Origin of the sequence: Mucilaginibacter sp., assembly GCF_039921305.1 — a bacterium.
Taxonomy (GTDB): domain Bacteria; phylum Bacteroidota; class Bacteroidia; order Sphingobacteriales; family Sphingobacteriaceae; genus Mucilaginibacter.
On sequence record NZ_JBDSCA010000052.1, the window covers coordinates 150,661 to 173,508 of the forward strand.

22 protein-coding genes are annotated in these 22,848 nt (G+C 41.6%); 10 read left to right on the forward strand and 12 right to left on the reverse strand.

Going from position 1 to position 22,848, the window contains the following annotated elements; all coding sequences use genetic code 11:
- Positions 1-23: 23 nt before the first annotated feature.
- A complete protein-coding gene (locus ABIN91_RS15825; protein WP_348052197.1) occupies positions 24-530 on the forward strand; it encodes a hypothetical protein in 507 nt (168 codons plus the stop codon).
- 70 nt (positions 531-600) lie between these two features.
- Here ABIN91_RS15825 and ABIN91_RS15830 read toward each other — a convergent pair whose 3' ends face one another.
- From ABIN91_RS15830 to hemF, 7 genes are all read right to left on the reverse strand, one after another.
- Complete coding sequence (locus ABIN91_RS15830) at positions 601-1,803, reverse strand: DUF763 domain-containing protein (RefSeq protein WP_348052198.1); 1,203 nt, start codon at positions 1,801-1,803, stop codon at positions 601-603.
- Between the two features lie 26 nt (positions 1,804-1,829).
- The gene (locus tag ABIN91_RS15835) at positions 1,830-2,462 is read right to left on the reverse strand and encodes a hypothetical protein (protein WP_348052199.1); all 633 of its coding nucleotides are present in this window, start codon (positions 2,460-2,462) and stop codon (positions 1,830-1,832) included.
- Positions 2,463-2,593: 131 nt separating this feature from the next.
- Positions 2,594-3,799 carry a tetratricopeptide repeat protein gene (locus ABIN91_RS15840; protein ID WP_348052200.1) on the reverse strand — a complete coding sequence of 402 codons (1,206 nt, stop codon included), beginning with the start codon at positions 3,797-3,799 and terminating at the stop codon, positions 2,594-2,596.
- 13 nt (positions 3,800-3,812) lie between these two features.
- Complete coding sequence (locus tag ABIN91_RS15845) at positions 3,813-4,934, reverse strand: tetratricopeptide repeat protein (protein ID WP_348052201.1); 1,122 nt, start codon at positions 4,932-4,934, stop codon at positions 3,813-3,815.
- Positions 4,935-4,943: 9 nt separating this feature from the next.
- Positions 4,944-7,601 (reverse strand): DNA gyrase subunit A, encoded by a 2,658-nt coding sequence (gyrA, locus tag ABIN91_RS15850; RefSeq protein ID WP_348052202.1) that lies wholly within the window; start codon positions 7,599-7,601, stop codon positions 4,944-4,946.
- 223 nt (positions 7,602-7,824) lie between these two features.
- Positions 7,825-8,250, reverse strand: coding sequence for a hypothetical protein (locus tag ABIN91_RS15855; RefSeq protein ID WP_348052203.1), 426 nt, complete (start codon positions 8,248-8,250; stop codon positions 7,825-7,827).
- Positions 8,251-8,379: 129 nt separating this feature from the next.
- The gene (gene hemF / locus ABIN91_RS15860; protein WP_348052204.1) at positions 8,380-9,288 is read right to left on the reverse strand and encodes an oxygen-dependent coproporphyrinogen oxidase; all 909 of its coding nucleotides are present in this window, start codon (positions 9,286-9,288) and stop codon (positions 8,380-8,382) included.
- 446 nt (positions 9,289-9,734) lie between these two features.
- Between hemF and ABIN91_RS15865 the strand changes: the two genes are divergently transcribed.
- From ABIN91_RS15865 to ABIN91_RS15885, 5 genes are read left to right on the forward strand one after another with little or no spacing between them, the layout of a single operon-like run.
- A complete protein-coding gene (locus tag ABIN91_RS15865; RefSeq protein WP_348052205.1) occupies positions 9,735-10,577 on the forward strand; it encodes an ABC transporter ATP-binding protein in 843 nt (280 codons plus the stop codon).
- Positions 10,574-11,338: a hypothetical protein gene (locus tag ABIN91_RS15870; protein WP_348052206.1), complete on the forward strand. Its 765-nt coding sequence runs from the start codon at positions 10,574-10,576 to the stop codon at positions 11,336-11,338. Before ABIN91_RS15865 ends, ABIN91_RS15870 begins: the two co-directional genes overlap by 4 nt.
- A 19-nt stretch (positions 11,339-11,357) precedes the next feature.
- Positions 11,358-11,735: a GntR family transcriptional regulator gene (locus ABIN91_RS15875; RefSeq protein ID WP_348052207.1), complete on the forward strand. Its 378-nt coding sequence runs from the start codon at positions 11,358-11,360 to the stop codon at positions 11,733-11,735.
- A 2-nt stretch (positions 11,736-11,737) separates the two neighbouring features.
- Positions 11,738-12,568, forward strand: a complete 831-nt coding sequence (locus ABIN91_RS15880) for a hypothetical protein (RefSeq protein ID WP_348052208.1) — start codon at positions 11,738-11,740, stop codon at positions 12,566-12,568.
- Positions 12,569-12,579: 11 nt separating this feature from the next.
- Positions 12,580-12,762: a hypothetical protein gene (locus ABIN91_RS15885; RefSeq protein ID WP_348052209.1), complete on the forward strand. Its 183-nt coding sequence runs from the start codon at positions 12,580-12,582 to the stop codon at positions 12,760-12,762.
- A 1-nt stretch (position 12,763) separates the two neighbouring features.
- On the opposite strand, the gene ABIN91_RS15890 is transcribed toward ABIN91_RS15885, so the two are convergent.
- The 3 genes from ABIN91_RS15890 to ABIN91_RS15900 form a co-directional block, all read right to left on the reverse strand.
- Entirely contained in the window at positions 12,764-14,023 is a 1,260-nt protein-coding gene (locus ABIN91_RS15890) for an MFS transporter (protein ID WP_348052210.1), read from the reverse strand.
- Positions 14,024-14,136: 113 nt separating this feature from the next.
- Positions 14,137-14,334 (reverse strand): cold-shock protein, encoded by a 198-nt coding sequence (locus tag ABIN91_RS15895; protein WP_348052211.1) that lies wholly within the window; start codon positions 14,332-14,334, stop codon positions 14,137-14,139.
- 145 nt (positions 14,335-14,479) lie between these two features.
- Complete coding sequence (locus ABIN91_RS15900) at positions 14,480-15,115, reverse strand: peroxiredoxin (RefSeq protein WP_348052212.1); 636 nt, start codon at positions 15,113-15,115, stop codon at positions 14,480-14,482.
- A gap of 287 nt (positions 15,116-15,402) precedes the next feature.
- On the opposite strand from ABIN91_RS15900, the gene ABIN91_RS15905 reads away from it, so the two are divergent.
- Positions 15,403-17,187 (forward strand): glycoside hydrolase family 15 protein, encoded by a 1,785-nt coding sequence (locus ABIN91_RS15905; RefSeq protein WP_348052213.1) that lies wholly within the window; start codon positions 15,403-15,405, stop codon positions 17,185-17,187.
- 240 nt (positions 17,188-17,427) lie between these two features.
- Complete coding sequence (locus ABIN91_RS15910; RefSeq protein ID WP_348052214.1) at positions 17,428-18,354, forward strand: hypothetical protein; 927 nt, start codon at positions 17,428-17,430, stop codon at positions 18,352-18,354.
- A gap of 246 nt (positions 18,355-18,600) precedes the next feature.
- Here ABIN91_RS15910 and ABIN91_RS15915 read toward each other — a convergent pair whose 3' ends face one another.
- Positions 18,601-19,584, reverse strand: coding sequence for a terminase small subunit (locus ABIN91_RS15915; protein ID WP_348052215.1), 984 nt, complete (start codon positions 19,582-19,584; stop codon positions 18,601-18,603).
- Positions 19,585-20,019: 435 nt separating this feature from the next.
- Complete coding sequence (locus ABIN91_RS15920) at positions 20,020-20,418, reverse strand: hypothetical protein (protein WP_348052216.1); 399 nt, start codon at positions 20,416-20,418, stop codon at positions 20,020-20,022.
- 188 nt (positions 20,419-20,606) lie between these two features.
- Between ABIN91_RS15920 and ABIN91_RS15925 the strand changes: the two genes are divergently transcribed.
- The gene (locus ABIN91_RS15925; protein ID WP_348052217.1) at positions 20,607-21,353 is read left to right on the forward strand and encodes a (Fe-S)-binding protein; all 747 of its coding nucleotides are present in this window, start codon (positions 20,607-20,609) and stop codon (positions 21,351-21,353) included.
- Positions 21,354-21,379: 26 nt separating this feature from the next.
- Entirely contained in the window at positions 21,380-22,804 is a 1,425-nt protein-coding gene (locus ABIN91_RS15930) for a lactate utilization protein B (protein WP_348052218.1), read from the forward strand.
- Positions 22,805-22,848: the final 44 nt, after the last annotated feature.

Genomic DNA, 22,848 nt, shown 5'->3' on the forward strand with positions numbered 1-22,848 from the left:
TTTAACAATTAAAATTAATGATCATGAAAAAGATATTTATAACTGCCATATTATTCTCAAGTTTATCATTCAGTGTTTTTGCTGATGGTGCAAAAAAAGACAACACGAATGCTGAAGCCATATCATACACTGTATTAAATCAGTTTTCGTATGATTTTAAAGATGCTACAGACATTAGCTGGAAAGTTGATGGAAACTGCCAGAAAGCTGAGTTTGTTTTAGAAGGAAAAAAATTAACTGCTTTTTACACCTTAACCGGCGAGTACCTGGGTGTTACACATGCTGTAGCATTTAAAACTGTTCCTGCTGCTGCTCAAAAAGAAATTGCTTCACAATACGCAGGCTACAAAGTAGGCGAAGTTATTGAGTTGCAACCAAAAGCAACCAGCTCAAGCGCTTTAAACACTTACGCTTCATCATATGCAGATGATAGCAAAGTTTACTTTGTTGATTTGAAAAATGAAAAAGAAGAAATTTTGGTAAGGGTAACTACCAACTCTGATGTTTACTTCTTTAAACAAATTAAATAATCCCTTATTACAAATAGCTTTAAGATTAGAAAACCGTCTCTGATGTGATATCAGGACGGTTTTTTTTCGTTTAGAATAATTTGAGTTGTTGGATAGCCGGTGGTTTAGCCTTCCCAAAAACAGTTCGACCGCCATACTTCCACGATTCATTGCGTTCTTTTGCTATCAGATCATCGAAGTTTGAATTGGGGATAAAATCCTTTTCCGCGTTTTGCGCGATCTTTGATAAACACTTTATGGCTTCCTGTTTATCCGATTGGCCTAATTTTGCTTTGTATACCGCTTTCTGTAAAGTAGCGATGGTTTCGTCGTAGGTTTTAATAGGGACAGGGAAGGGGTGCCCATCCTTACCGCCATGCGCGAATGAAAACCTCGCCGGGTCGGTAAACCGGGATGGTGTGCCGTAGATCACCTCGCTGACCAAAGCGAGTGATTGTAACGTTCTGGGGCCTAAGCCTTCTAACAAAAGTAGTTCTGCAAAATCTGAGGGCCTTTTCTCGTGCGCCAGCCACAATACCGAACCCAAGCGTTTTAAATCAACATTATTTGCCCTAACATCATGGTGCGATGGCATCACCAGTTTTTTGATCTCGGCCAGCATTCTGTCCGGATGTTCTTGCGCAATTTCCATCACGCCGGAGCGGGAAGGAGCGGCCTGTTTATCAACCATGTTTAAAATAAGCCCGCGATTTTGCCCATGTATGGATGTATGCGGCTCTTCTACAAACGAGGTGATAGCAGGGGAGTGCCAATGGTACCGGCGCGCGGTACTGCTGCTATCGCTCATGCCTTGCTGCACTACGGCCCACTCGCCTTTATCGTTCAAAATAAAACTATGTAAATAGAGTTGAAAACCATCTTGAATGGCGGTATTATCAACCTTGGCGCTTAGTTTACTGCATCGCACCAAATAGTTGCCATCTAAACCGGTGCGGTTGGCAATGCTCAATAATTCAGCAGGGGTTTGTTTGGAGTGTTTGCCTTTGCCGCCGCAGATATAAATTCCTAATTCTTTGGAGTGCGGATTAATGGCCCGTTTTAAAGCACCCATTACCGACGTTGTGATACCCGACGAATGCCAGTCCATACCCATAACAGCACCCAGGCTTTGAAACCAAAACGGATCGCTCAGGCGGCGTAATACTTCCTGGTTGCCGTATTCGGTGATGATGGCTTCAACAATGGCCAGACCAAGTTTGGCCATACGCTCGGCAAGCCAAATGGGCACATAACCATAGTGTAAAGGCAGATCAGCACTTCCGGAACGTTTCATTACTAACAAAATTAGTAAATATATCCTTACTTCGGAGCGTTTTTATAATATTCGATAAGTGCATTTAATTCATTAAACTTAAATTGCTTTTTCTTTATAGCCTTTATAACTACGGGCTTATCTGCCATTGCAATGCACATTACATCAATAAATGTCTCACGTCCAAATTCAAACAGACTGTTGGGTGAGGTGCCAAAAAGATATTCTAAGGCTGGCCCCGAAGTGCCAGGTAATAATCCGTTGGGTGTCATTGTTGGAGTGTCATAAACCCGTCCGATAAATGCAGAATAGATTTTTGTATGAGTATCAAGTAAAACCTTAATAAATCCTGGCCTTGATAAAACTGTTGCTTTTGATACTGTAAATGAATCTATTTTTGAATTGGCATTTATTACAGTAAATGATTTTAATGATGATGATGGAATCCATTGTTTTTCTGAGACAGAATCCGTTTTGAATAGAATGTAATCTTCGCTTTTATCAGGCGCTTTAGCTCTCGGCGATTTAGCGATCAACCCGGTTGAGATTTTTCCTTCTGGTGTGTAGTAAGTTCCATGTTCCCATTTTTCACCAAATATTTGAGCTTGTACAGATAAACTCAATAGTTGAAGAATAGAAGTTATGAATATTAGGTTAAAAAGTTGCGCGCTATTTTTCATTAAACCATGATGTTTACAGAGCCAATATATTAATAAATGCCATATTATCGGCTAATCTTTAATTCTTATAATTAATATTATGTTAAGTAAAAGTGTTAAATAAAAGCCCGATATTAACCGGGCTCCTACTTTTACTTCCTTAAAGCGTCTAACTTCTTTTGAATTAAGTTAGCGTTTACGTTGTCTTTTTTACCTAAATAAACTTTCTTTAATGCAAGTAATGCATCTTCGGATTTTGGATCCAAAGCGATGGCTTTTTCTAAATATGGTTTAGCCTGGTCAAACATACCTACGGCTTGTTTAGATAAGGCATCGTATTGTATCTGAGTGGCTTTGGGGTTAGCTTTGTTTGTAGGCAAGGTATTGGCTTTATTAAACAGATCAATACCCGGGTTTAAATAGCATAAGCCAATGTTAAAATTAGCTTCGTAGTAATCCGGATCAATAGCTAAAGCTTTGTTAAATTGAACTAAAGCTTTATCGTAAGCTTTTTGCTGCAAAGCGATGTAGCCTGAGTAATAATATAAACCTTTGTTTTTAGGATCGTTAACTATCGCTTTATCTAACTTATCGCTAACTTCTTTTATCTTGCCGGTTTGTAAATAAAGCTGAATTTCGCGATTAGTTAAGTTAGCATTGCCTGGATATTTGGTAACGGCTTCTGATACAGCTTGTATGGCACCAACTGTATCTTTTTTAAGTAAGTATAAGGTTACTATATCACCAGATATATTCATATTGTTTGAATACTTGGTGTTATTAACCAGGTTTTTATATTGGCTGATAGCCTCATCGTATTTTTTCGCGTTTAAGGCAGACAAACCGGTCAAAAATATAGCATTGGTATCGTCAGGCAAAACGGTTCTGTAATAGTTGAACGATTCGTAAGCGCCGTTGTAGTTAGCCGCGTGGTAATCTTTAACACCCTTATTGTATTTGTATTGGGCAAGGTTTCTGTATGAATCTTCAATTAGCTTTTTATTCTCGCCTTTCGTATCTAATTCTTTAGCTTTTTTCAAAGCTTCATCCGCAGTTATAAATAAAGGTGTTGATGTACTGGTTACTGTATCGGCTAAAGCTAATGACGAGTAAATAGCTCCCTTAAGTGTTTGCGTTAACGGCAAATTCATTGTTTTATCATTTGCAGCAGCTTTATCAATTGAAGCTTTGGCTTCAGTAATATTGGTTTGCGCCATTTTTGCAAATTGTTTTTGCCTGTATATTCCCTGGTATTTGTTATATAGGTCTTGCGCGTTGGTTACCTCCCCTTTTTGAGCGAAAACCGTGCTTACCGAAACAATGGACAATAGTCCTGCTATCAGAAACTTATTCTTCATGGTATAAATTGTATTAATTGGTTAACTGTTTTAGTTTATTGTTTACTCTATTCAATTGGTTTTGGTTGCCCGATTGCAAATATAGCATTTGTAATGCTTTTAAACACACTTCGTTGTTGGGTGCCATTTCTTGGGCCCGCTCTAACCAGGTTTGCGATTGGTTTATATTAGCCAGGTATTCATCCTGCTTTTTAACCTTTGAGGCTTTTTTTAAATATAGCAGTCCCAGGTTGAAAATTGGATCGTAATCGGTATTATTAATGTCAATTACTTTTTGGTAAAATACCTCTGCCCTATCTAATTCGTTTAAATGATCAAAGCAATTTGCTGCCATAAACAGCACATTGGCATCGTTTGATGATATTTCAACCAAATTATTCAATATAGGTTTTAACAAAGCATAATTTTTACGGTTATTGTAAATATTGGCTTCTTCAAAAAGCAGGTATTTATCTTCGGGGTAGCTTTCTAATCCTTTTTGGATGATCTCTAACGAGCGTGTGGTATCGCCAAGTGTTTTGTAAATATTAGCGGCTGTTTGCACGTGCTCCAAACGTGGATTCTTGCTCATCAAAACAGTATCAAAGTAAACTACGGCCGTTTTATAATTACCCAACTTATAATAAATATCGGCCAGATAAACGTTGATCTGTTTAGCCGCGGGAACATACTTTTTAGCAATATTGAAATTGTAAATAGCTTGCCTATAATTATTTATAGAATAAAAACCAAATGCTTTGCGCTGATATACATTAGCTAAACAACCTTTGCTATAATTCATTTCGAGGTTGTAGCGGTATATTTTGTGTAAAACCTGCAAACGGTTAACCAAGCGGGTGGTTTGCATAAGCATGGTATCCGGAAAGTTGAGTTTGTTTAATGAATCGGTATATAAAACGGTGGAGTACACCATGGCTTTATAAACCAACTTGCCCATATCGGATGAATCGGAATGGGTTTTAATGGTGGCATCTACCGATCTTTTGGCATCGCCCAGGTATTTCAGATCGTTCTTTTTATGGAACAGCGCCATGTTGTTAATTACATCCTTCATCACCTCGCTTTGTGCTTTGGCAATAAAGGATGTAAAACAAATACACGTTATCAGTAAAACTATTTTTTTACGGACAGCCATAGTTTGAGCTTATTCTTCTGTTTCGTCGTCAGTTTCGGCAGCATCGTCATCCTCAGCTTCTTCCTCTTCTTCTTCAGTTTCCGGCTCTTCGCCTTCTTCTAAAGTTTCAAGCGGAGCAACGGTAGCATCAACTACTGCAACCGGTGGAACTATTGGGTTACCGTCTTCATCCAACAATGGCGCTTCTTCTTCAACGTCTTCCTCACGTTCAATTTGAGCTACCGAAGCAATGCTATCAGTATCTTTCAAAGTGATCAACCTCACCCCTTGCGTAGCGCGGCCCATTGTGCGCAGCGTTTGCATTGAAATACGGATAATGATACCCGAACGGTTGATGATCATCAGATCGTGCTCATCTGTAACGCCTTTTATCGCAACTAATTGCCCTGTTTTTTCGGTAACATTAATGGTTTTAACACCTTTACCCCCACGGTTGGTAACGCGGTAGTCTTCAATATCGGTACGTTTACCGTAACCTTTTTCTGATACTACTAATACAGTTGTTTCGGCGTTATCGATAGCGATCATACCAACAACTTCGTCTTTATCGTGAGCTAATGTTATACCACGAACACCTGTTGCGGTACGGCCCATCGGGCGAACGGTTTTTTCGTTAAAGCGGATAGCCCTACCCGATTTAAGCGCCATTACAATTTCGCTGCTGCCGGTTGTTAAGCTTGCCGATAATAACATATCGCCATCGTTAATGTTAATGGCGTTGATACCATTAGCACGCGGACGTGAGTAAGCTTCTAACGAAGTCTTTTTGATCACACCTTTGCGGGTACACATAATGATAAAGTTATTCTCTAAATAATCTTTATCCTTCAGGCTGGTTAATTTAATAAATGCCTTAATGTTTTCCTCTTTCGGGATGTTGATGATGTTCTGTATCGCGCGTCCTTTTGAGGTACGGGTACCTTCGGGGATCTCAAACACACGTAACCAGAAACATTGGCCGCTCTCGGTAAAGAACAACATGTAGTTGTGGTTTGACGCGATGAGCAAGTGCTCGATAAAGTCGGCATCGCGGCTGTTAGAGCCTATGGCGCCTTTACCACCGCGGGCTTGTGTGCGGTATTCGGTTAAAGGTGTACGTTTAATGTAACCTTCGTGCGATATGGTAATTACTACGTTCTCGTCCTCAATAAAGTCTTCAGTCTGCATTTCTGCTGATGAGTGAACTATTTGAGTACGGCGTTCGTCGCCATATTTTTCTTTGATCTCTAACAATTCATCTTTGATGATCTGCATACGCAAACCTTCGTCGGCCAAAATTGATTTCAAATGTTCGATCAATTTCATTAACTCTTCGTACTCAGCTTTGATCTTATCGCGCTCCAAGCCGGTTAAACGGCGAAGCGTCATATCCAGAATAGCGCGTGCCTGGATCTCGCTCAGTTCAAAGCGGGTCATCAAACTATCGCGAGCTTCATCAGGAGTGTTTGAACTGCGGATCAACTGGATCACTTCGTCCAGATGATCTAAGGCGATCAATAAACCTTGTAAGATATGCGCACGTTTTTCGGCCTCGGCTAATTCAAACTTGGTACGGCGAACGATAACCTCGTGGCGGTGCTCAACAAAGTGATGGATCAGATCTTTCAGGTTCAACATCATTGGGCGGCCATGTACCAGCGCAATGTTGTTTACACTAAATGATGTTTGTAACGATGTGTATTTGAATAGGTTATTTAATACGATAGAAGCGTTTGCATCGCGTTTAACCTCGTAAACCACACGGATACCTTCGCGGTTTGATTCATCGCGGATAGCGGAGATACCTTCCAGTTTCTTTTCGTTCACCAGTTCGGCAGTACGCTCGATCATGATGGATTTGTTGATCTGGTATGGGATCTCGGTAACGATGATACGTTCACGATCGCCATTGTATAATTCGATCTCGGCACGGGCACGCAAAACGATACGGCCACGGCCGGTTTCTGATGCTTCGCGGGCGCCTTCGAAACCGTAGATGATACCACCTGTAGGAAAATCGGGACCTTTTACAAACTTCATCAGGTCGGTGATCTCGATATTACGATCCTCGATGTATGCTGTTGTGGCGTTAATAACCTCGGTTAAGTTGTGTGGGGCCATGTTGGTAGCCATCCCCACTGCAATACCCGATGCTCCGTTAACCAACAGGTTAGGGAACTTGGCAGGCAATACGGTTGGCTCTTGTTCTGTATCGTCAAAATTGAGCTGATAGTCGATGGTATCTTTGTTGATATCAGCCAACATCTCTTCTGCAATTTTCAGCAATCTGGCCTCAGTATAACGCATAGCAGCAGGGTTATCACCATCTATTGAGCCGTAGTTACCTTGCCCGTCAACCAGAGGATACCGCAAACTCCACTCCTGCGCCATGCGCACCATAGTGCCGTAAACGGATGAATCGCCGTGGGGGTGATATTTACCCAGCACCTCTCCTACAATACGGGCGGATTTTTTATAGGGTTTGTTGGAATTTAAGCCCAGATTTAACATGCCGTAAAGTACACGCCTATGAACTGGTTTTAAACCATCGCGTACATCGGGTAAGGCTCTTGATACGATAACAGACATCGAATAATCGATGTATGCCGACCGCATTTCTTCTTCAATATTAATAGAGATAATTTTATCCGACGAGCCTGCGTCGCCGTTTTCTATGTCTTCAGCCATTTTTATATTTTAAACAAATGTCGCTTGTTAAATTTAAATTTAGGTACTTTTTAAAGCGACGTGCGAAGTTAAGAAATTATGTGGTATGGGGGTACGCTGTGGATAAAAATACGGGATAAAAAGGGCTGAAATTATCCACAATTAAAATCGCGTTATTTTTAAATACAAATGGGAGGTGCAAATACCTGCTTTGCAATTACTTGCTTGGAGGTAAATATAGCGTTTACTTTTTAGTGGATGTTAAAATTCTTAACCAATGCTCTTCCACCACCATTCCGCTGGGTAATGTGCCCGATAATATGAGTTGGTTTTTTTGTATTTTGTAGATGTATTTGATGACCTTCCCGGTGCTTTGTGACGAACGGCTGCTGTAGGTTTGGGTTTCGAAACAGGTATCCCCTTTCAGAACGTAATTACCGGCTTCGTATTTTTCGGTTTTATAACCTTTTTGGCTGACAAAGGCGGCAAAATTTTTGTCGGTGTAAACACGCTGCATTTTATAATCTTTAGGTGCGCCATCGGGTTTGCCATTGTATATGCCGCCGTTGAATTGCCATGTGCCTTTTAAGGATTTGGTTTGATGCTGTTGTGGTATGAAGGCATTTGAGAAAGATGCCGTAAAAAATAGCGTAAGTAATATCTTATTCATTTGGTAACATTTTAATAGGCTATATCAATTGCGAGGTATGAAGCAATCGCGAATTTACAGAGCAGACTTTCATGGCAACTCTGCCTCCGTGCGGTTGCTTCGTACCTCGCAATGACATGGAGTAAAGAACTACACCCAATTAACGCCTTTTTTCAATAAACTCAAAGTTTTTTCTTCTTCCGATCCGGGCTCGGGCTGATAGTTATATATCCACCGTGCCTGTGGTGGCAAGCTCATTAATATCGATTCGATGCGGCCATTAGTTTCTAAGCCAAATTTAGTACCGGCATCGTAAACTAAATTAAATTCGGCGTAGCGGCTGCGGCGTTGGTATTGCCATTCCTGTTGTGCTTCGGTGTATTCTTTGTTGCGGTTGCGCTTAACCAGTTCGGTGTAAGTTGGCAAGAAGGTACGGCCTACTGCTTTGGAGAACTCGAAAACATCATCCCAGGAATGATCGTCGGTAGCGGTTATGCGGTCGTAAAATATGCCGCCTATGCCGCGGGTTTCTTCGCGGTGTTTGATGAAGAAGTAATCATCGGCCCATTTTTTAAATCGGGGGTAAAAATCGGGGCTGTATTTATCGCAAGTCGCTTTTAACTGGCTGTGGAAAAAACGGGCATCATCATCAATTACATAATGCGGTGTTAGGTCTATCCCACCCCCAAACCAACGTACCGGTGGTTTCCCGTTTACGGATGGCATTTCGAAGAAGCGGATATTCATGTGGATGATGGGCACCAAAGGATGATTTGGGTGGATCACGATAGATACTCCAGTAGCGAAAAAGTCGCTTTGATCAACCTTTAGCGCGTTCTTCAAAGTATCGGGCAATAAGCCATCTACAGCCGAAAAGTTAACGCCTCCTTTTTCGAGGATGTTGCCGTTTTGTATAACCCTTGTACGGCCACCGCCACCGCCTTCGCGCTGCCATTGTTCTTCAATAAAAATGGCTTCACCATCTAATTGCTCTAATCCGGCACAGATCTCGTCCTGAATTTTTTGGTATTCGGCAGCTACTTGTTCTTTGGTTATCATACGGACGCAAAGTTGTGAAATATTTAGTTAATTGGGCCTAAATTACGTATTTTTGTATAGCTCAAAGAAAAGAAACCAAGCGTTAATAATCAACCTGACTGTCGGCAGACAGGGAACCAAAATTGTTAACAGTACGTCCCAAAAAGGATGAGAAACCAAGGTATTGACAATACCGACAAAATAGTTATCCCGGTTAACATGGTTATTAGATAGCAAGGCAAATCACAAACTAAAAACACCGACAAATACCGACAAAATTGTTATTGTGGTTATTGATGTGAAGGAAATTTAAGGCACATAAAACTTTGTTTATGAGGCTAAATAACCTATTTGCCTATCCGCTGCTACCCTACCCCCGAAAAATATTACGAAATAATTTGCAAATGTAAATTTCTTACATACTTTTGTAGTGTACTATTTAACTAATACACTAAATCAAATCGAAAATGATACAGATCAAGGATCTAAATTTTGGATACTCAAAAAAGCCTTTGCTGTTTAAAAACCTGAACCTTAATTTATCGCAAGGCCATATCTATGGCTTGCTGGGTAAAAACGGTGCGGGTAAATCAACATTGCTGCATAACCTAACGGGCCTGGCCTACCCGCAGAGCGGGCATTGTATTGTAAACGGCAATATCAGCGCCGATAGATCAGTGGCTTTGTTAGAGGATATGTATTTCATTCCGGAGGAAATATATGTGCCATCTGTAACAGCGGCCAGGTTTGTAAAAAATACGGGGAGTTTTTATCCAAACTTTAGCGAAGAGCAGTTTTACGCTTACCTGAGTGAGTTTGATGTGCCGCGCGAATCGGTGCTGGATAAGTTATCATTTGGTCAGCAAAAAAAGGTGATGATCGCTTTTGGATTGGCTACCAATACAAGTTTGCTGGTGATGGATGAACCTACCAATGGTTTGGATATCCCATCAAAAGTACAATTCCGTAAAATAATCGCATCTGTATTAACCGAAGAGCGCTGTATCATCATATCAACTCACCAGGTGCGTGACCTGGATAGTTTGATAGATACATTGGTTGTTTTGCACGACAGGGAGATTGTAGTGAATCAGCTTTTGGATGTGATATCCGAAAAATTATATTTCACTACGCTTGAAGCCGATGATAATCAGCCTGTTTTATACCAGGAGGAAAGCATGCGTGGCAAAAACGCTATTATAGCCAACACAAACGAATTATACAGCAAAGTTGATATGGAGCTTTTATTTAATGCCGTAATCAGCAATAACCAACCATTGATCAACCTTTTAAATACAAAAACCATATGAACCAGACATTTAATTTAAAACGTTTTGGTATGTTATTTATCAAGCATACGGTAGAGAACATCAGGAATTACGCGATGTCGCTTTTTGTATTTTTCGCCATACTCTCGGTAACAATTTTGATCTCCAATTATCATTCGTATCAACCACACCAGATAGAACCTTTCATGATCTTCCTGATAGCGGCGGGTACTGTATTTACAAGCAACATATTCATTAATCTTGGAGATAAACGAAAAACGATAGCTACGCTTACTTTACCGGCATCAACCTTAGAGAAATTTTTGGTGGGCTGGGTGTACTCGTTTGTAATATTCATCGTACTGTACACCGCAATTTATTACGGTATGATGCTGGCGGTTTTACACTTACGTGAATGGCCAAAAGGTACCGAATTGATAGATATATTTTCGAAAGAAACACCGGTATATTACATCTTTTTTGTATACACCATACTGCATGCTATTGTAATATATGGCGCGATAGCATTCAAAAAAATGCATTTTATTAAAACCGCGTTCGCTTTGTTTTTAATTGGAGGCGCTATTTGGTTAGTAAATGACAAGGTTTTAGGATGGATGGTAAACAAACCTATAGCAGGTAACCCTCCGTTTTTTGGGGCTTCTTTTAGAGATAGCGACCATAGCTATTATAATGTTGACCTGTCTTATAACTATTTGGGTTGGATATTAGCACTGACCGTATTGCTATCGGTTATTATTTGGGTGGCGGCTTATTTTAGATTGAAAGAAAAACAAGTTTAAGTTGAGGGAGATTTAGCAAATGGAATTTAGAAATAACGAAGCCATATACCTGCAAATAGCAGCTTTTGTGAGCGAAAAGATATTAAGGGGGCTTTGGTTACCCGACGAAAAGATACCATCGGTACGTGACCTTGCTGTTGAGTTGGAAGTTAACCCCAATACCGTAATGCGCACCTACGAATTTTTACAAACCCAGGAAGTGATATACAATAAACGCGGAATAGGCTTTTTTGTAGCCGTAGATGGCATTAAAAAAGTAAAGATTTACCGTAAAGAGCGCTTTTTACAACAGGATTTACCTGAGTTTTTCAGGAATATATTTTTACTGGATATCACGCTCGAAGACTTGCAGGCCAGGTATGAGCAGTTTAAAAAAGACAATTTCAAATCGGAATAAACATGAAAACGAGTACAAAATTATTAGCAGGTGCCATCGTAATTTTAATTATCGCGATAGGTATATACAACAATGCCTTAAAAGCTGAATTTGTAAAAGGCAAGTATAAAAAGCCTTACCATAATTATAAGGATATGGGTTTAAAAGGCTTTACCAAAGTAGAGATCAATGGTTCGGGATTGGTTGAGGTGGAGTTTAAACAAGGCGATTATAAGGTTTACAATTCTAAATTCAACAAGGATAGTCTTCAAATTTTGCAAAGTGGTGATAAGCTTATCATCAATGTTAATTTGAAAGAAGCTATAAAAACGGATACCAATAAGGCAACCGGTGTTATAGTACCAGTTAGCATGTACAGAAGTAATTATAACAGGGTAACCATTATATGCCCCCGTTTATCGGCAATAACAACCAGCAATACCTTTTTAATTAATGATAAAGCAGCAGGAAACCATGGCGCTGCTATTGCCCCCCTTTTTATGAATGATAAGACCTTTGTAAACAATTATAACCGTGTGCAAGATTCGTTTTACTATGATTTGCCGCAACTTGACATTTCGGGTTTCAAATTGGATAGCTTATTGATTGTTCAAAATGGTAATGGTAAATTACTATTTCAAAATAGTGTTATTGGGGATTTGAAACTAACTGCCGGCGCATTTACAAGTGTAAACATAGGCCAGGGTAATCATATTAAAAGTGCAGAGCTTAAAATTAACGCTGGTTCGCAATTGGTACTGAGCAATGTGTTCTTCCCTAAGCTAACCTACCAAATATCTGATAGCGCAAGGGTTAGCATATCGGGCATTTCGCTCAAGTCGTTTATCAAATAATGATCACAACCATGAAAAGATTATTTTTAGGTAGCCTGATTGTGGTAATGGTATTGGGTTGCGCCTTTCATTTCAGTATGGTGTATTTAAACTACATCCGCACATTGGGGATAGGTTTTACACCCGGTATCAGCATTTTAAAACCGGATAACATGACAGTTATCCGGAAAGATATCTTTGAGGTGAATTGGTGAGTTATTCTTCAACGTAATCCAGATCCTTACCAAAGCTCTCTTTAAGCTGGCTTAGCGCGAAGATGGCTATCAACGTAAGTAAAACCATCATCACGTAACCGGCGTTGATCAGGGAGGTTGATTGCAGTGTTCCCGATGGTTCTTTAGCTTTAAAGTACGCTACAAATACGTTGAATAATAAAGTGATAGGGATAAGCGCGCCACGTACAAAGTTAGGCACTGTAGTAGTAACGGTTGACCGGATATTGGTACCAAATTGCTCGGAAGCGATGGTTACAAACGTAGCCCAATAGCCTACCGAAATACCCATAAACAAACATAACCATACAAATTGGTTTGATGTAATGCCCTTAGCGCTTAAATAAAGCACCATACTTACAACAGATATCAACAGAAAAACAAGCATAGTAAGCTTGCGCGATTTTGTAACCTGAGCCAGTAAACCTGCAAATATATCGCCAATGGCAATACCGATATAGGTGTACATAATGCCCGTACCCGCGCTTAAGGGTTCTTTAGCGCCAAGCGCCTTACCAAACTCTGGGGATAGCGTTACCAGTATACCTACCACATACCAAAGCGGCATGCCTATCAAAATACAGCATAGGTACTTCCAAAAGCGTTTGGGGTTGTTAAAGAGCATAAGCATGTTGCCTTTTGATACGGTACTCTTCTCAACCTCTTTAAACATGCCCGATTCAAAAGTGCCCATACGTAAAAGCAGGAGTAATATACCCAAGCCACCGCCTACAAAATAAGATGTTTGCCAGGTAAAGTTTTTAGCTATGGTAGCGGCAGCAACAGCACCAAACAGGCCCACCCCTGCTACTATCATTGTTCCGTATCCGCGGTTCTCTTTACTCATTGATTCGCTTACCAGGGTTATGCCGGCGCCTAATTCTCCCGCAAGGCCTATACCGGCAATTAAACGGATGATGGCGTAAGTGTTAACATCGTGAGCAAAGCCATTGGCGAAGTTCGCTATGGAGTACAGCAGTATCGAACCAAACAGCACCTTGATACGGCCGTATTTATCGCCAATGATACCCCAGAAAATGCCGCCTAACAGCAAGCCAAACATCTGCATGTTGATCACAAACTGCCCTTTAGCCAGCATATCATCAGCGCTAACGCCAATATCATGAAAGCTTTTGATGCGCACTACCGAGAAGAGCACCAGATCATAAATATCAACAAAATAGCCCAACGCGGCTACTATTACCAGGAAGATGACGTTTTTGGAAGTATCGTTGTTTTGCATAGTATGGTTTAAAGGTGAGGCTAAAATAACCAAACAAACCTAAATAACAAGGCGTAAAAAAAACCTCCGGGATTTTGATATCCGGAGGTTCTGCATTTTATGGTTTTTATTATTTATACCTTTTTAACGTTAACGGCTTGCTGACCTTTGCGGCCCTCTTCAACCTCGTATTCTACGGTGTCGTTATCCTTAATTGCATTTACTCCACCTTGTACATCCTTAAAGTGTACAAACAGATCCTTACCATCTTCGGTAACGATAAAACCATAACCTTTTTGAGTGTTAAACCATTTTACTTTTCCAGTTGCCATAATAAATAATAGTATAGTATTAAAAAATTTATCCGGACTTAATTATTCTTACCAAACTGAAAAAGCTTTTATTATCAGAAAGGGTATCAGTACTTTAAGCCTCTATATTCAAAGATATAAATTTAACAATAAAATGCAATAAAAATTATTTATTTGGCTGAGGGGTAGTTCGCAGGTATGGTTTTACTATGGTAAAGCCCTTTGGAAACTTGGCCGCTATGTCTTCAGTTTTGATCGATGGAACAACTACTACGTCCTCCCCTTCTTTCCAATCGGCAGGTGTGGCTACGCTGTAGTTGGCGGTTAATTGTAATGAATCGATCACCCGTAATATCTCAACAAAGTTCCTTCCGGTTGATGCCGGGTATGTGATGATCAATTTAACCGTTTTATCCGGAGCGATGATGAACAGCGAACGCACAGTAGCGTTGATAGACGCGTTCGGGTGGATCATATCATAAGCCTCGGATACCTTACGGTCCGGGTCGGCAATGATCGGGAAGTTCACCTCCACGCCCTGTGTTTCGTTAATATCTTTGATCCAGCCATCGTGCGATTCTACCGAATCCACGCTAAGTGCCAAAACCTTAACATTGCGCTTGGCAAATTCGTCTTTCAAAGCTGCTGTACGGCCCAGTTCGGTAGTGCAAACTGGCGTATAATCGCCTGGGTGCGAAAACAGTACGCCCCAGCTATCGCCTAAATAATCGTAAAAATTGATCTCACCTTGTGAGGTTTGCGCGGTAAAATTTGGTGCGGTATCGCCTAATCTTAAACTCATGATATTGTTATTTAAATAATGTCGACTAATTTGATAGATTAATAGCAAATGTAACAGCAATTGTTATTATTGCAAAGGGTTATTTCTAATAATATTGTAAGAAAACACCACTCTGTCATTGCGAGGTACGAAGCAATCGCGAACTGTACAGGGCGAACTTGCATATGTACTCTGCCTACGTGCGATTGCTTCGTACCTCGCAATGACAAAGAAGGAAATCTTGATTCCTGAGTCTCTATTCTTCATTCTCCTCCCAAACATTCTATTAAAACCGTTGTTCAAACATCATGGCAAAACATACCTATCAAACCGGCATCATAGGCAATTGCGCGTTTATAGCGCACGTAAACAAAAACACCAACATCGAGTGGCTTTGCTGGCCCAGGTTTGATAGCACCTTTATTTTTGGCGGTTTGCTGGATAAAAACAAAGGCGGCGAGTTTTCTATTTTGCCCGAAGGCGATTTCACATCGCACCAATATTACCTCGAAAATACCAACGTATTGATCACCGAAATTAGCTGCGCCGACGGCACCAGTTACAAGGTTACCGATTATGCCCCCCGTTTCCGTGAGCACGACAGGTATTATAAACCATTAATGCTGATCCGCCAGATCGAGCCGATAGAAGGCTCGCCACGTATTAGGGTGAAGTGCGAACCCGTATCCGATTACGGCAAAACCAAACTTACCGTTAACCGGGGCAGCAACCATATCCAGTTTTTGGGCGGCGAAGAAAAGATTCGCCTCACCACCAATATCCCCGTAAGCTATGTATTTGATGAGCAGCATTTTGTGCTGAACGAAACCAAATACCTGGCCATGACCTATGGCGAACCGCTCGAAGCGCCTCTCATTAGCACCTGTACCCGCTTTTTGCGCGAAACCATTGCTTACTGGCGCATCTGGATCAAGCACTCCAACATCGCCACCTTTTACCAGCCTTACGTCATCCGTGCCGCTTTGGCCCTCAAGATCCACCAGTTTGAAGATACCGGGGCTATTATTGCGGCAAGTACCACCAGTTTGCCCGAATCGCCGGGCTCAACCCGCAACTGGGATTACCGCTATTGCTGGCTGCGCGATACCTATTACGTAATTACCGCGCTTAACCACATTGGTCACTTTGAAGAGATGGAGAAATACTTCGCCTATGTTACCGATATTTCCTTCGCGGAAGATTTCAGGTACCAGCCACTGTATAGCATCACCGGACAAAAAAACATCGAAGAATTTATCCTTGAAGACCTTGATGGCTATTTAGGTAACAAGCCCGTACGTATTGGTAACCAGGCAAGTGAGCATATCCAAAATGATATTTACGGACAGGTGATGATCTCCGTGCTCCCACTCTATACCGACCATCGCTTTGTATTTAGCGAACGTAAGGATAGCGCCCGTTGGGTTAGTTACCTGCTCAGTAAAATTGAGCGCACCATCGACGAAAAGGACGCCGGTATCTGGGAGTTCCGCAACATGGCCAACATTCATGCCTATAGCAACCTGTTCCAGTGGGCAGGTGCATCCGCTGCCGAAAAGATGGCCAAAACCATCGGCAATACCGAACTCGAAGCACAAGCCGTATCCCTAAAAGAACGTGCCGCCGCGCATATTGAAAGCTGTTACGACCCTATCCGCAAAGTGTATACCAACAGCGCCGGAAGCCCTAACCTGGATGCCAGCACGCTGCAACTGATATTGATGAACTATATCGACCCAGCCAGTCAGCGCGCTAAAGACCACCTGATTGCCCTCGAAAAAGAACTCAAAGCCAGCAACGGCCTCTTTTACCGCTACAAATATGCCGACGATTTTGGCAAACCCAAAACCACCTTCCTCATCTGCGCCTTTTGGTACGTAGAGGCCCTGGCCGCCGTAGGCCGCACCAACGATGCCATCCGCGAATTTGAAAGCCTCCTCCAATTCAGCAACCATTTATTGCTCTTTAGCGAGGATGTTGACGAAAAAGACGGCAGCCAATGGGGCAATTTCCCGCAGGCTTATAGCCACGTAGGCTTGATGAACGCGGCGTATCGCATTGCGATGAAGTTGGATAGGCCGATATTTTTGTAGAGTGCCTCCACCCCTTAAAGGGAGGGTTTTTGAATAATTTGATTTATAGACCTAACAAATGCACCACAAGTGGAACCCTGTAGTAGCGTTGGGACTTTTATTACTGTAATATTGTTAGATTTTCGAGGATTGCAATACTGGTTCTTTTAGAAATATATTATAATCCCGACAAATAAATCACCAAACTATTGTATTTTATAGTTATTAATGATAATCAATAAAAATAATATACATTTATACATGAGTAAGAAAAGCGATAATCAAGATGTTGATGAAGTTAAGGAACCAATAAGTTTAAAACCATGTTTTATAATTACCCCAATCGGTGAATTAAATTCAGAAATTAATATTAAAGCCCGTGGTTTGATAGATACTGTAATGCGTCCAGAACTTGAAAAATTCAATTTTTTTCCATTACCAGCTTATAAAATAGCTGACGCAGGTTCAATAAATAAGCAGGTTTTAGAAAATATTATTTCAAATGAGTTAGTCATTGTAAATCTCACAGGATTAAATCCAAATGTTATGTATGAGCTTGCGGTAAGACATGCAGTTAGGTTACCGGTAATTACCATGGCAGAAGTTGGTACAAAACTTCCCTTTGATATCGTTGATCAACGAACTATATTTTACAATGATTCACTCGCAGGTTCTTTAGTGGCGAGGGAAAAGCTTTTTGAATCCATTGAAGCTGTACTAAAACTTGAAACAATAGATAATCCAATCTATCAAGTATCCCAAGAAATATCAATATTAAAGAAGGATGCAAAGTCAGAAGATTTTACAATGAATCAATATTTGATCAAAAGATTTGATCAAATGGAAAGTGCTATTGCCAATATTAATAACTCTTTAAGGCCCAATTCACAGACAAAGAGTTTTATAAATTTATATCAAGATAGTGAATTCCCATTAAGAAGTTTAAAATTAAGACATATTGGTGTTGGGGAAGACCCTAATGTCGCAATTGAAAATGTACGAAAAATTTTGAATCAAACCCAATTAAAAACTGAAGGGTATGTCGTCTTTGCGAACGGAGACTTTCAATTTGACATTAGAGGCAAAATAACTAATATTGGTATTTTGGTGAATACTATAAAAGCGTTGGGCTTCGAAATTATCGGCGGTAATTTAATTCCTCCAAGTGCGTTCAATATGAGCGCATAGCCCCCCCTTGCTGTCCGAAGTCTCTGACTTCGGACTAATATGCTTGTAGTCTTCGACTACAGTAAAAGAAATATACGTTTTTCACAATCTCACAATAAGTCAAAGAACTACCCCTCCCGCCCGTTCAGGCGCCCGCGCCTGAACACAAACAGTCACAAGCGTCCACACTTCCGAATACATTAACCACCAATAACCACAATAACAATTTTGTCGGTATTTATCGGTATTTCAAAGTCTGGATTCTTCTTATCGGTATTCAACAAGTAACTTCTTATACCTTTCCGGCATCTCCCCATAGCGCATATTCTTAACCAGAGTACCATCCTCGTTTCTTATCCGGGTACATCTGCGCAAAGTTTCAAACATGCATTTAATCGTTTCATCGCTATCACCATCGCTACAAAAACCAAGTTGCCATAATTCCAGCGAAAGCCAGTTGCTCAGTTGTGTGCGCACATCCATAGGCTCAAAAACATCTGCGCCGCCATGTGCCGCGGCATGTTCGGCAACAGGCTTTTGCAGGCTCTCATAAACATTCAGCTTGGTTATCACATCATGCGGTAGGTCGTGTATATCAAAACGGTAAACATCCGCCATCGGGCCATAAGGCAATGGGTTTTCAAATAGCGGCTTTCCCTGTTTATCTATATATTGGTATTCGTCCTCGGCTTTCTTCTTTACATCGGCGGCGGCCTTCTCCAAATCAATACTATCAAAACTTGTATCCTCAAATTTATCATCCGCGTCCAATGCAGCCTTATCCAAATAAACATAAACCGGCTTCGGCTCCTCAGTCTGTGGTAAATAAAAACGCATCAGGCGGGCAATCTTCTCAATCGCGCCAAGCTTGCTATACATCTTCAGGCTCAAGGTACCCGCGTCATCCGTTTTAATTTGCCACAGGGCCGCCTTCTCATCCTCGTTGAGTAGGTATATAGGCTTAGGTTGCCCGTCGTCACCATAATAATTGCCCATATTACCAAAAGCGATAGCCGCCAGTTCGCGCAATAACATATCCTGGTCAATATGTAATTTTTCCGAGCGTTCATTACACCGTGCATCCAGGTACATTTTTATCTTCGGCAACCGCGTCAGCGCTCCGTTCAGCGCTGTGGTAGTGCTATAGCCCGCCCGCAAAGCCGCGCGCGTAGCGTTCATGTCGGTTAAATACTCATCACAAAAAAGTTGTTGTTTAGGCGTTAAAATAATAGGTTGGTTTACTGTTTCCATATATTGGTTTTTAAGATTTTTTTTTAAGTTGAGAGCCAAGCGCACAGCGCATAGGGAAAAAGGCATCTCACAAGCCCAACTCCAATTCCACCGGTATCCGGAATTTTATTTGGAACCCGTCAGCAGGCAGCTTCGGGCGAAAGTGGGCAGAACAATGGTGGCCTTGTGCGGCAGTAGGGCTGGATATCCCTGGTTCTGAACGCTTTGAAGGGCAAAGAAGCCTCTCTGCTGACAGCCTTTTTGGTTACTTTTTGTCGCCACAAAAAGTAACTAGGCCCCTGCGGCCATAAACAGACGATGATTCAAGCCAAAGCAATAAGTATCATCAAACACCATCTACTATAATCGCACATACAAATATAAGTAAATATCTGATTATAAACAACTTAATAACCAAAATTACCCTAATAACCAAACATGAAAAATTACCTGAACTTATTTCCCGTTCAGCAACTCATCCTTTTTACATTCCTCAATATCCGCTTCAATCCTCACCTTTTTCAGGTCTATCCTTATCAAAGCAAACAAACTCATGTAAATATTAGCCACAAAAACCAAAGCGAAGCCTGCAATAATATACCCTCGCCAGTCGGTAAACAGCAAAGTGTAATTGGTAATAATGAGCATTAAAGCGGTAACATAATGGCTAAAACAATACTCGCAGGTAAACAGGTAAAAAAATTTACGCTGCATTAAGGTTTTACCTGTTTTGCTCCGCTGTACGCAGTATTCACGCGGCTCTTTAAACACTTCTTCGTGGGTAACCGTCCACGCTATGCAGGCTATCGGGAGAGCCAACAGAAACAACCATACCACTTGAGTACCTAAAGTCATACCCTGTAAATACAAAATTTGCCAAAATTGTTTCATAACCTGCCAATGCAATACAAAAAAATTCCATCATAAGTGTCATGCAGATACTTTTTACATAAAACCTTATTTTTTACCATTTAAAGCTTATTTTTGCCTCATCAATATTTACCGTTACCCAATCTTCGGGCAACTAAAAACTATAATTATTTATGACAGTAGGACTGTTCATTCCTTGCTACGTAGATCAATTTTATCCCGGTGCCGCCATAGCTACCCTGCAATTGCTCGAAAAATTAGGCTGTAATGTGGTGTATCCTAAAAATCAAACCTGCTGCGGCCAGCCAATGGCCAATTCAGGCTTTGAACATTTAACCGGAGGCTGTAACGAGCTATTCATTAAAAACTTTGCCGAATTCGATTACATCGTGGCCCCATCAGGCAGTTGTGTGCTCCACATTAAAGATCACATTCACGATGATAACCAACCCGAAAAGGCAGCGCACGTAAGTAACCGGATTTACGAACTAACTTCTTTTTTGACGGATATTTTAAAGGTAACCTCGCTCCCGGCTAAATTCCCGCACAAGGTTGGCGTTCACCAAAGCTGCCACGGCCAGCGCGGTTTGCACCTTTCGCAAATGACGGAACTGGTTGCCCCCTATTACTCAAAACCCGGAAGCCTGCTAAACATGGTTGAAGGTATTGAGATAATAGACCTAAACCGCACCGACGAATGCTGCGGCTTTGGCGGAACCTTCTGCGTTGCCGAAGAAGCCGTATCTGTAAAAATGGGAAAAGACCGCGTTGCCGATCACCTCAACCACGGCGCCGAATACATCACCGGTGTAGATATGAGCTGCCTGATGCACATGGAAGGTATTTTAAACAGACAAGGCAGCAAAGTAAAAGTACTGCACATTGCAGAAATATTGAACGGAAGCCCCCTAACCCCCTAAAGGGGGGAACAAAAACTTAAATTAATATGAGTCAAAATATAACTACCCATACCGATAAAAAGCTCCCCCTTCAGGGGGCGGGGGGGGCTGACCATGCTACGTTAGCCGAGATATTTAATAAAGACGAAGACCGCGTTAACTGGCACGATGAAACCCTCTGGTGGATCCGCGCCAAGCGGGATATATCTGTACACAAGATCCCCGAATGGGAAGCATTGCGCGAAGCGGCATCTCAGATCAAGCACAACGTGCTATCAAACATGCACGTCTATTTACAGCAGTTTGAAGCCAACGCCCTGGCCAACGGTATTGTAGTACATTGGGCTGCCGATGGCGCCGAACATAACGCCATAGTACACTCCCTTATTAAAAAGCACAACGTTACCCGCATGGTAAAAAGTAAATCCATGCTAACCGAAGAGCTTCACCTTAATGAGTACCTTGCCGAAAATGGTATAGATGTGATTGACTCCGACTTAGGTGAGCGCATTGTACAACTGGCAAAAGAACCGCCAAGCCACATCGTATTACCCTGCATCCATAAAAAGAAAGAAGAAATTGGCGAACTGTTCCACCAGTATTTAGGCACCCCGGCTGGTAATTCCGATCCGCAATTTTTAACAGAAACTGCCCGCCATCACTTACGTGAGACATTCCTGACCCGCAAGGTAGCCTTAACGGGAGTAAATTTCGCTGTAGCTGAAACTGGCGAATTTGTGGTATGTACCAACGAAGGAAACGCCGATATGGGCGCGCACCTGAGCGATATCCACATCGCCAGCATGGGTATCGAAAAACTCATCCCCGAAAGGAAGCATTTAGGCGTATTTTTACGGTTGCTAACCCGCAGCGCCACAGGCCAGCCTATCACAACTTACTCAAGCCATTTCAGCAAACCCCGCGATGGTCAAGAGATGCACATCATCATTGTAGATAATGGCCGTACTGTTCAATTAGGCCGCGAAGAGTTTCGCAACTCATTAAAATGTATCCGTTGCGGAGCCTGTATGAACACCTGCCCGGTTTATCGCCGCAGCGGTGGTCACAGCTACCACAACGCCATATCAGGCCCAATAGGCGCTATCCTCGCGCCTAATCTGGATATGAAAAAGTATGCCGACTTGCCGTTCGCATCAACCCTCTGCGGTTCATGCTCAAACGTATGCCCGGTAAAAATTGATATTCACGATCAGTTATATAAATGGCGCCAGGTTATCGTACAAAATGGCTACGCGCCAACCGCAAAAAAAATAAGCATGCAGGTTATGGCAACCACTTTAGCCTCCCCTACGGCCTATCATATTGCAGGTAAAGGAGCCCGATTGGTTATGAAATTTGCACCCTTCGCGCTAAATAACAGCCTAAACCCCTGGTACAAACAGCGCGACATGCCAAAACCACCCGAAGAATCGTTTGGCGAATGGTATAAGAAGAACAGAAAAGCCCCCTAACCCCTCAACGGGGAATTATAGCTCAAAATATACAATTACAATTG